Annotated in this window: 9 protein-coding genes; 7 read left to right on the top strand and 2 right to left on the bottom strand. The window is 68.6% G+C overall.

All coding sequences use genetic code 11. From position 1 onward, the window contains the following. Positions 1–202, top strand: a 202-nt coding sequence (locus AOK01_RS28690) for a hypothetical protein (protein WP_055516738.1), incomplete at its 5' end; no start/stop codon positions are given. Positions 203–730: 528 nt separating this feature from the next. Here the strand turns inward: AOK01_RS28690 and AOK01_RS28685 are convergent. Beyond that, positions 731–1,654, bottom strand: coding sequence for a hypothetical protein (locus AOK01_RS28685; RefSeq protein ID WP_055516736.1), 924 nt, complete (start codon positions 1,652–1,654; stop codon positions 731–733). 379 nt (positions 1,655–2,033) lie between these two features. Continuing rightward, the gene (locus AOK01_RS28680) at positions 2,034–2,693 is read right to left on the bottom strand and encodes a hypothetical protein (protein WP_079103835.1); all 660 of its coding nucleotides are present in this window, start codon (positions 2,691–2,693) and stop codon (positions 2,034–2,036) included. 139 nt (positions 2,694–2,832) lie between these two features. On the opposite strand from AOK01_RS28680, the gene hemL reads away from it, so the two are divergent. The 6 genes from hemL to resB form a co-directional block, all read left to right on the top strand. Beyond that, positions 2,833–4,152, top strand: coding sequence for a glutamate-1-semialdehyde 2,1-aminomutase (gene hemL / locus AOK01_RS28670; protein WP_079103834.1), 1,320 nt, complete (start codon positions 2,833–2,835; stop codon positions 4,150–4,152). Then, the gene (locus AOK01_RS28665; protein WP_055516732.1) at positions 4,149–4,823 is read left to right on the top strand and encodes a histidine phosphatase family protein; all 675 of its coding nucleotides are present in this window, start codon (positions 4,149–4,151) and stop codon (positions 4,821–4,823) included. Before hemL ends, AOK01_RS28665 begins: the two co-directional genes overlap by 4 nt. Positions 4,824–5,082: 259 nt before the next feature. Beyond that, positions 5,083–6,378 carry a polysaccharide deacetylase family protein gene (locus tag AOK01_RS28660; protein ID WP_107099941.1) on the top strand — a complete coding sequence of 432 codons (1,296 nt, stop codon included), beginning with the start codon at positions 5,083–5,085 and terminating at the stop codon, positions 6,376–6,378. A gap of 238 nt (positions 6,379–6,616) precedes the next feature. Continuing rightward, a complete protein-coding gene (locus tag AOK01_RS28655) occupies positions 6,617–7,336 on the top strand; it encodes a TlpA family protein disulfide reductase (RefSeq protein ID WP_055516729.1) in 720 nt (239 codons plus the stop codon). 6 nt (positions 7,337–7,342) lie between these two features. Then, on the top strand, positions 7,343–8,110 hold the full coding sequence (locus AOK01_RS28650; RefSeq protein WP_055516727.1) for a cytochrome c biogenesis CcdA family protein: 768 nt from the start codon (positions 7,343–7,345) through the stop codon (positions 8,108–8,110). Positions 8,111–8,113: 3 nt separating this feature from the next. Continuing rightward, the coding region (gene resB, locus AOK01_RS28645) for a cytochrome c biogenesis protein ResB (protein WP_107099940.1) at positions 8,114–9,959 on the top strand (1,846 nt) is incomplete at its 3' end.

Here is a 9,959-nt window from a genome sequence, read left to right as displayed (position 1 = left end):
AGCGGGCTCGAACCTGAAGTCTCTGTCGGTGTACGTGTCGTACGACTACGGCCAGACCTGGAAGAAGGTCACCGTCAAGAACGGCAAGATCGCGGTCACGAACCCGGCCAAGGGCAAGGGGATCTCGTTCCACGCCAAGATCGCCGACAAGAAGGGCAACAAGTCGACGATCTCGATCTACAACGCGTACTACGGGAAGTGACCTGATCCGATGGATCACCGACAGGTTCGCTGAACACCGACACACACGGACGGCCCGCCGGAAGCAGAGCTTCCGGCGGGCCGTCCGGGTATGAGTGCGTTGCGGCAAAGGGAGCCTCTGTTCGACGAGCAGGGGCCTCTTCGCGGTCGACGGCGGCTGGCAGGCCAGGCAGGGCGGCCCCCGCCGCCTGTGGGACGCGATCGAGTCGGCGGTGGCCACCTGGGAGGAGTACGGCGCACCGAACACCGCGCCCTTCGGCGTGACTGCCTCCCGCGACCAACAGGCCGTTGGCTCGGAAATCCGAGCGGCCCACAGTGGCCGCTACCCTCCTGAGACGGTCACCACCGACGCGGGAGCTGTACGGGTTCGCCGCCGGCCGGGGACCCGGGCTCGCCTCGCCGCGCAGGCGGTCCGGGCGGGAGCGGGCCCGGCCCGGACCGCACTACCGGATCCGCAGGCCGGTCAACACCGGGACAGGCAGGGGTCCGTCGCCTCCCTGCCCCGGTGTGGTCAGCCAGAGAAGCTGGCTCAGCGCACATCCACGCAGTCACCGGTGGCGGTGACCGGCGGCGTGGTGGAGGTGCCCTCGAACTTGTAGCGGTAGCAGCGGTCGGTGGTGGCGGTGCGAGTCTGCTTCTCGACGCCCGCCAGGCTGCTGGTGCCGGTGATGTGGCTGCTGGTGGTGGCGTACGAGCCGGCCGGCGAACGCTCCTGGAGGCGGACGGTCTGCTGGGTGTAGCCCGCGTACTTGTGGGTGTCCCAGTTGGCGCGCTCCAGCTTGCCGGTGATCGTGATCGTCTTGCCCTTGGCGACGGGCTCGGGGGCCGCGTTGCTGCTCAGCCGGGACCAGCGCTTGAGGTACCAGGTCTTGGCGTTGTCGGTGCGCACATCGGTGGCCGCGTCGGTGATCGCCCAGAGGCTGATCTTCCAGGCTCCGGCATCCTCGTTCGTCAGGACGCTCTGAGGGTCGATCTTGTAGGTGGCCGTGCAGCTGTATGTGGCGTCCCCGGACTTAACGCAGGGGTCGGTGCCCGCATTGAACTGCTCGGAGTTCATGAACTGCTTCAGTCCGCTGTCGCGGTCGGTGCCGCGCCAGATCGACGCGTGACTGCCGTAGAGCTTCGACCCGCCGCCGACCGTCCACTTCACGGTGATCGTCTGCGTGTTCGCCGTCCCGACGCGGGCACTGTTGCCGCCGTTGACGGAGATGTCGGAGACGACGGTGGAGTCGGCAGTGCTCGCGGCCAGGGTCCTGGGCGCGGCGGTCTTCGCCGCCGACGCCTCAGCGGCCGCTGCCCTGCTCTGCTCCAGCGCCTCAGCCGCGTCGCTCCCGCCCGCCATCGCGGACGGTGTCACCAACAGGCCGACGGCGAGCCCGGAGGCGGCCAGTGCGCTGATGCCCAGGGTCACCTTCTTGCCGGACGTCAACTTCTTGCGGGAGTGCTGGGACATGAGAAGGCTCCGATATCGCCTGACAAAGGGCGGATGCAGGTCGCGAACGAGACGGGTGGACCCAGATCACGCACGGCCGCAGCGGCCGCACAGTCTTGATCGACAATGAACCGAAAGGGTTGTACGCGCGCGACAATCGAGGCATGTGAGGTGCGTCACCTGGCGGTGTCGTGTCGCACAGGGGTTGCGTCACGGGGGCGCGCCGCCATAGTGCCGATCGCCGCGCCGCCCACACCCTCGAACACCTCGGCGTCCGCGTCCTCGCCGTGGACACCAGCACAACCAACCCTCAATGTGCCCTGGCCGCCTGGGCGGCCCCTCCCCGGCACGGAAAAGGGCGAGGCCCGAAGACCCCGCCCGCTACCGGCAGAACTCAAGCTCAGGGCCACACCAAGCAGTACGGCTGATGCCCCGCCTCATGCAAGCGGTGGCTGAAGTCCTGCCATTCGTGCAGCAGTTGGTAGACGTTGTACGCGTCACGGGGGCCGCCGCGGTCCGGGACCGTCGACCAGATGAAGGCTGCCGCGCCCACGGCTTCCTCGCCTATGCCGCGGAGCGGGTCGACGACGGTCATGGGGAGCCTGACGACGGCGTAGTCGGGGTGGAGGACGACCAGTTCGAGCGGGGGCACCTTGTGCAGCGGTATGCCCTCTATGCCGGTGAGGACCATCGCGGCCATCGTCTCCGGCTTGATCTTCGTGAACATGCCGTTCATGCCGAGCTCGTCGCCGCCGAGTTCCTCCGGGCGCATGGAGATCGGGACGCGGGCGGCGGTCGCGCCGTCCGGTGCCCCGAAGTATTTGTACGTCACCCCCACCCGGCCACCATTCCCGCTTCCTGGCCTGAGCTGGTCTGCCCCGCGGTCCGTGTAGTCCATACCATCCATACGCGCGGACGGCTCGATCCGCTCAGGGTCGCCCTGTGATCCCTGTGCATGCCGTGCTTCGGCCGCTTCCGCCTCGCGCCGGTGCTTCCCCTGCCGGGCACGCCGAGGACCGAGGTCATCGGTCCCCTCGCCCAGTCCGCCACCGCGATGCATATCTCCACCCGACTGCTTTTCCAGGGCGCGCAACCCCCGCCACGCAACCCGATCATCGTGACAGTGACCTCCCCCACGGCCGCACGCCGAAACGTGCGTTGAAACACCTGTCCGCAGGATCTTCGCAGCCTCTGACACCATGGTCCGTGTGAGCTATCCGTACGAAGCCCCAGTTTCGCAGAATCTTTTCGACCGTGCGGCGGCCGTGACGCCCGGCGGCGTGAACTCTCCCGTCCGAGCGTTCCGCGCCGTGGGCGGTACGCCCCGGTTCATGGTGTCCGGTAACGGTCCATACCTGACGGATGCCGACGGGAGGGAATATGTGGACCTCGTTTGTTCCTGGGGGCCGATGATCCTCGGCCATTCCCGTCCCGAGGTCATCGAGGCGGTTCAGGCCGCCGTGGCCCGCGGCACCTCCTTCGGTACGCCGGGCGAGGGCGAGGTCGCCCTCGCCGAGGAGATCGTCGCCCGGGTCGGGCCGGTCGAGCAGGTCCGCCTCGTGTCCAGCGGCACCGAGGCGACCATGTCGGCCATCCGTCTCGCGCGCGGGTTCACCGGGCGCGCCAAGATCGTGAAGTTCGCCGGCTGCTACCACGGGCACGTGGACGCGCTGCTGGCCGCCGCCGGCAGCGGCCTCGCCACCTTCGCGCTGCCCGACACCCCGGGCGTCACCGGCGCCCAGGCCGGGGACACCATCGTCCTGCCGTACAACGACCTCGATGCCGTGCGTGAGGCCTTCCGCGCGCATCCCGGCGAGATCGCCTGCGTGATCACCGAGGCCTCGCCCGGGAACATGGGCGTCGTGCCGCCGCTGCCCGGCTTCAACCAGGGACTCAAGGACGCCTGCGCCGCGGACGGCGCCCTGTTCATCTCCGACGAGGTCATGACCGGCTTCCGGACGAGCAGGGCCGGCTGGTACGGGGTGGACGGCGTCGAGCCCGACCTCATGACCTTCGGCAAGGTCATGGGCGGCGGCTTCCCGGCCGCAGCCTTCGGTGGGCGGGCCGATGTGATGGGGCACCTCGCGCCCGTCGGCCCCGTCTACCAGGCCGGCACGCTGTCCGGGAACCCGGTCGCCACCGCCGCCGGCCTCGCCCAGCTGCGGCTGCTCGACGACGCCGCGTACGCCGCGCTCGACGCGGTGTCCGAGCGGATCCGTACGCTGGTCACGGACGCCCTCACCAAGGAAGGCGTGGTGCACAGGGTGCAGAACGCGTCGACCATGTTCTCCGTCTTCTTCACCGGAGACGACGTACGTGACTACGAGGACGCGAAGAAGCAGGAGTCGTACCGCTTCAACGCCTTCTTCCACTCGATGCTGGCGCAGGGCGTCTACCTGCCGCCGTCGTCGTTCGAGTCCTGGTTCGTGTCGACGGCGCACGACGACCGGGCGGTACAGCGGATCGCCGACGCCCTTCCGGCGGCGGCACGGGCAGCAGCGGAGGCCACGGCAGCATGAGTGACATCACCGTCGTACACGTGATGCGGCACGGCGAGGTCGCCAACCCGGACGGACTGCTCTACGGGCGGCTGCCCGGCTACCACCTGTCCGAGCTGGGACAGCGGATGGCCGAGCGCGTCGCCGAGCACCTCGCCCCCCGGGACATCACCCACGTCGTCTCCTCCCCGCTGGAGCGGGCCCGGGAGACGGCCACACCGATCGCCGAGACGCACGGTGTCGACCTCGCGACCGACGCCCGGCTGATCGAGGCCGAGAACGTCTTCCAGGGCAAGACCTTCGGAGTCGGGGACGGAGCCCTGCGCAATCCCGAGAACTGGAAGCACCTCGTCAACCCGTTCAAGCCGTCCTGGGGCGAGCCGTACCTGGAGCAGGTCGTACGGATGATGGGGGCGCTGGACGCGGCGAAGGACGCGGCGCGGGGGCACGAGGCCGTGTGTGTCAGCCATCAGCTGCCCATCTGGATCGTGCGGTCCTTCGTGGAGCGGCGGCGGTTGTGGCACGACCCGCGCAAGCGGCAGTGCACGCTGGCCTCGCTGACGACGTTCACGTACCGGGGCGACGAGATCGTGTCCGTCGGGTACACCGAGCCGGCGCGGGATCTTGTGCCTGCGCATCTTCTTGCGGGGGCCAGGGCGGTGAAGGGGAAGTCGAAGGCCTTCGGAGCGTAGGCGCTCCGCTGGGTTGGGTTGGCTCGGGTTGTTCTCGGAGTGCGGGGCGGTGGGGGCTGGGCGCGCAGTTCCCCGCGCCCCTGAAGGGGCGCGGCCCGGACGGGTGTTTCGGGGATTTGGTTCCCGTTCTGTCCGTTACAGGTTCATCTTCGGTTTGTCACCGAAATCCGTACGTGTGGGTGGGAACCCCGGTGTTCGTCGTGGCCTCTAACTCGGTGTCCAGATGGTTTGGACGCCAGGCACGACGAATGGGGATGGAATGCGCGACATCAGCCGAAGGGGAATGCTGGGAGCCGGGGTCGGAGCCGCGGCAGCCATGGGCCTCGCGGGCTGCGGTAACGCTGTGGGCCATGGCTTCAGCGGCACCAAAGACGCCGGCGACGCCGGTAAGAGCCCCGGCGAACGTCCCGCCCGTCCCATCGGCGACGGTTCCACCTCCTTCACCGGGAAGCAGCCCAAGCAGCCCGCCAAGCCCGTGCCGCTCCAACCCGGCGAGACCCCGCCGCAGTTCGTCGTCTTTTCCTGGGACGGCGCGGGAGATGTCGGCAACGGCCTCTTCGATCGATTCCTGAAACTCTCCGAAGAGCACGACGCACGAATGACGTTCTTTCTCTCCGGGATCTACCTCCTGCCCGAGTCGAAAAAGCGCAAGTACCTCCCCCCGAACAATGCGCCGGGCGCCTCCGACATCGGTTATCTGACGGACAGCCACATCAAGTCGACGCTGAAGAACGTTCGGCGTGCCTGGCTCGACGGACACGAGATCGGCACCCACTTCAACGGCCACTTCTGCAGCGGCAACGGCACGGTCGAGAACTGGACGCCGGCCCAGTGGCGGAGCGAGATCGACCAGGCGAAGGGCTTCGTCAAGGAGTGGCGTACGAACACGGGCTGGACCGAGGACCAGGTGCCGTCGCTGCCCTTCGACTACGACAAGGAACTCGTCGGCGGCCGCACCCCCTGCCTGAAGGGCCAGGACAACCTGCTGCCCACCGCCCGCGAGCTCGGCTGGCGCTACGACGCCTCCTCGCCCGGCGGCAACCAGGTCTGGCCCTCGAAGAAGAGCGGCGTCTGGGACCTGCCGCTCCAGGCGATGCCCTTCCCCGGCCACACCTTCGAGGTCCTCTCGATGGACTACAACATCCTCGCGAACCAGTCGGTGAACTCCACCAAGGCCCCGCCCGCGAACTACCCGGCCTGGCGCAAGCAGGCGACCGACTCGTACATAGCGGGCTTCACGCGTGCGTACGAGTCGAACCGCGCCCCCTTCTTCGTCGGCAACCACTTCGAGGACTGGAACGGCGGCATATACATGGACGCCGTCGAGGGCGCCCTGAAGCACATCGCGGGCAAGAAGGACGTACGCATGGTGTCGTTCCGCCAGTTCGTGGACTGGCTCGACGTGCAGGACGAGGCCGTGCTGGAGAAGATGCGGTCGCTGGACGTGGGACAGGAGCCGGCCGGCGGCTGGAACACCTTCCTCGGCGACGTCACCCCGAACTCCGGAACCGCAAAGGGTTCGGAGAATTCGGAGAAGGAGTCGGCGAAGGGCTAGGCCGAGGGTTCGGGGAAGGGTTCGGCGGAGGCTCGGGGCGGGACGCCTGAGCGACTTCCGGCTGCCTTCCGGCTGCCTTCCGGCTGCCTTCCGGCTGCCTTCCGGCCGCCTCCCGACCGTCCTGCCGCCGTCTTCCGGCCGTCTCCGGCGTATCGCCCGAAACGCCGCCTGAAATGCGGTTTCGCACCCGCGAGGGGGGTGCGCAAGATCCCCGGAACGGACATGCGAAACTTTTCACATGAGTGCCGCCAGCCGCGCCCCCCAGCGTACGAACCGGACCCGTCAGCGCTCGAACGCGGCGCCTCGGCGCACAAACCGCACCCGCACCCGTACCCGTATCGGCACCGGTACCCGAACCCGTATCCGCTTCCGGGACCGTAGCCGCGCCGCCGTGCTGACCGGCGGAGCCGTCGCCGCGGCGCTGCTCCTGGCCGCGTGCGGCTCCGGAGGCAAGTCCGGCGGGTCGGGCGACACCGGCTTCGTCACCGGCTCCGACGGCATCGCCACGGTCGACAAGGGCAGCCGCACCCAGGCCCCCGACCTGTCCGGCGAGACCATCGACGGCAAGCAGCTCGACGTCGCCGACTACCAGGGCAAGATCGTCGTCCTGAACGTCTGGGGCTCCTGGTGCGGCCCGTGCCGCCTGGAGGCCAAGAACTTCGTCAAGGTCTCCGAGGATCTGAAGGACCAGGGCGTGCAGTTCGTCGGCATCAACACCCGTGACACCAGCACCACCCCGGCGATCGCCTTCGAGAAGGCGCACGGCGTCGAGTACCCGAGCCTGTACGACCCCACGGGCAAGCTGATGCTCCGCTTCAAGAAGGGCACGCTCAACCCGCAGACGATCCCCTCCACGCTCGTACTCGACCGGGACGGCAAGGTCGCCTCCCGGTCGCTGTCCGCGCTCAGCGAGACGAACCTGCGCAAGATGCTCAAGCCGATCCTCGCGGAGAAGTGACCGCTCGTGTCTCTTCTCGTCGCCGCGGGCACCGACCCCAACCAGACCGTCCTCACCGGGGCCCTGGTGCTCGCCGTCCCGATCGCGGTCCTCGGCGGGCTCGTCTCCTTCTTCTCACCGTGTGTACTGCCGCTCGTGCCCGGCTACCTCTCGTACGTCACCGGGATCAGCGGCACCGACCTCGCCGAGGCGCGGCGCGGCCGGATGGTCGCGGGCGCCTCGCTGTTCGTACTCGGCTTCACCGCGGTCTTCGTCTCCGGCGGCGCCCTCTTCGGCTACTTCGGGTCGACCCTGCAGGAGCACAAGGACACCATGTCCAAGGTGCTCGGCGTGCTCATGGTGCTCATGGGCGTCTTCTTCATGGGCATGATGCCGTGGCTCACCCAGCGCGAGTTCCGCTTCCACAAGCGGCCGGTCGCAGGACTCGTCGGTGCCCCGGTGCTGGGCGCGCTCTTCGGGATCGGCTGGACGCCCTGCATCGGTCCGACGCTCGCCTCCGTGCTGGCGCTCTCCTCCGACCAGGCGAGCGCCGGGCGCGGGGCCATACTGACGGTCGCGTACTGCGTAGGTCTGGGCGTGCCCTTCGTCGTCGCAGCCGTCGCCTTCCGTAAGGCGCTCGGGGCGTTCGGCTGGGTCAAGCGCCACTATGTGTGGGTGATGCGGGTCGGCGGCGGCATGATGATCGCGACCGGTCTGCTGCTGCTGACCGGCGCGTGGGACAGCATCGTGCAGGAGATGCAGGGCTGGTCCGACGGCTTCACGGTAGGGGTCTGATTCATGGGCACGACGCGGGACACCGACGTGCAGAACACCGACGTGCAGAACACCGACGGACGGGCCGCCAAGGACACGAACGGCGTGGACGGTGGGAACGGCACCTCCGCGCGGGACGCGGGCGATCTCGGTGAGGCCGGGGCCCAGCTGTCCACCGCACCCCGGGAGACGGCGATGCCCGGCTCCTTCGGCGGCGCACGCACCCCCGGCGCCACGGGATGGCTGGTGTGGACCGGCCGTGAGGTCACCGGCTGGGCCCGTTGGATCTGGCGGCAGTTGACCTCGATGCGGGTCGCGCTGCTCCTGCTGTTCCTGCTGTCCCTCGGCGCGATCCCCGGCTCGCTGATCCCGCAGTCCGGCACCGACGAGACGAAGGTGGCCGACTTCCAGGCCCGGCACACCACGCTCGGACCGGTCTACGAGAAGCTCGGGCTGTTCCATGTGTACAGCTCCGTGTGGTTTTCCGCGATCTACATCCTTCTCTTCGTCTCGCTCATCGGCTGCATCGTGCCCCGCACCTGGCAGTTCGTCGGGCAGCTGCGCGGCCGTCCACCGCGTGCGCCGCGGCTGCTGACCCGGCTGCCCGCGTACACGACCTGGCGGACCGAGGCCGCGCCGGAAGACGTGCGGGACGAGGCGCTGAAGCTCCTGAAGAAGCGGCGCTTCCGCGCGGACCTCGCCGGGGACGCGGTCGCCGCCGAGAAGGGCTACCTCCGTGAGATCGGCAACCTCGCCTTCCACATCGCGCTGATCGTGATGCTGACCGCCTTCGCCTGGGGCCAGCTCTTCAAGTCCGAGGGCAACAAGCTGATCGTCGAGGGCGACGGTTTCGCCAACACCCTCACGCAGTACGACGACTTCAAGTCCGGGAGCCTGTTCGACACGAACGACCTGGAGCCGTTCAGCTTCGTACTGGACGACTTCACGGGCACGTACGAGATGACGGGGCCCAACAAGGGCACCCCGCGCACGTACCAGGCGACCGTCGACTACAGCGTGGGTGCCGACGGCGCGCAGAAGAAGAAGACCGTCAAGGTCAACGAGCCGCTGGACATCGACGACTCGAAGGTCTACCTCACCGCGCACGGCTACGCGCCCGTCGTCACCGTTCGGGACGCCAAGGGCGACGTCGTCTACCGCCAGGCCGTGCCGCTGCTGCCGCTCGACTCCAACTCCACCTCGACCGGCGTGGTCAAGGTCATGGACGGCTACAAGGACGCCAAGGGGAAGTCGGAGCAACTCGGCTTCCAGGCATTCTTCCTCCCCTCGTACGGCGGAGAGGGCAGCGCGGTGGTCTCGCAGTTCCCCTCGCTGCTGAACCCGGTGCTGAACCTGGCGGCGTACCACGGCGACCTCGGTGTCGACGCGGGCCTTCCGCAGAGCGTGTACCAGCTTGAGAAGAAGAACATGAAGGAGTTCAAGAACTCCAAGGGCGAGCAGCTGCGGGAGAACCTGAAGCCCGGCGAGACCATGCAGCTCCCGAACGGCGCCGGCTCGGTCACCTTCGAGAAGGGGATCAAGGAGTGGGCGAACTTCCAGGTCACCCGCCAGCCCGGAGCCGGCTGGGCGCTCGGCGGAGCCTTCACCGCCATCTTCGGTCTCGCCGCCTCCCTCTTCATCCAGCGCCGCCGCGTCTGGGTGCGGGCCGTGACCGGCCCCGACGGCGTCACGGTCGTCGAGATGGCGGGCCTCGGCCGCAGCGAGTCCGCCAAGGTCCCGGAAGAGCTGGGCGTCCTGGCCGGCCACCTGTACGACCTGGCCCCGGGCGCACCCGACAACCCGGACACCGGGAACGACGACCCACCTCCCGGATCCACTCCCGGATCCACTCCCGAACCCACCCCCGAAC

This window comes from Streptomyces aurantiacus (genome assembly GCF_001418335.1).
Classification (GTDB): domain Bacteria; phylum Actinomycetota; class Actinomycetes; order Streptomycetales; family Streptomycetaceae; genus Streptomyces; species Streptomyces aurantiacus.
The sequence above is the reverse complement of the archived record's forward strand: the minus strand, read 5'-3'. Positions and strand labels throughout refer to the sequence as shown.

Coding starts and splice junctions, on each gene's coding strand:
- AOK01_RS28685 (WP_055516736.1), bottom strand. CDS start 1,654: ATGTCCCAGCACTCCCGCAAGAAGTTGACGTCCGGCAAGAAGGTGACC.
- AOK01_RS28680 (WP_079103835.1), bottom strand. CDS start 2,693: ATGCATCGCGGTGGCGGACTGGGCGAGGGGACCGATGACCTCGGTCCT.
- hemL (WP_079103834.1), top strand. CDS start 2,833: ATGGTCCGTGTGAGCTATCCGTACGAAGCCCCAGTTTCGCAGAATCTT.
- AOK01_RS28665 (WP_055516732.1), top strand. CDS start 4,149: ATGAGTGACATCACCGTCGTACACGTGATGCGGCACGGCGAGGTCGCC.
- AOK01_RS28660 (WP_107099941.1), top strand. CDS start 5,083: ATGCGCGACATCAGCCGAAGGGGAATGCTGGGAGCCGGGGTCGGAGCC.
- AOK01_RS28655 (WP_055516729.1), top strand. CDS start 6,617: ATGAGTGCCGCCAGCCGCGCCCCCCAGCGTACGAACCGGACCCGTCAG.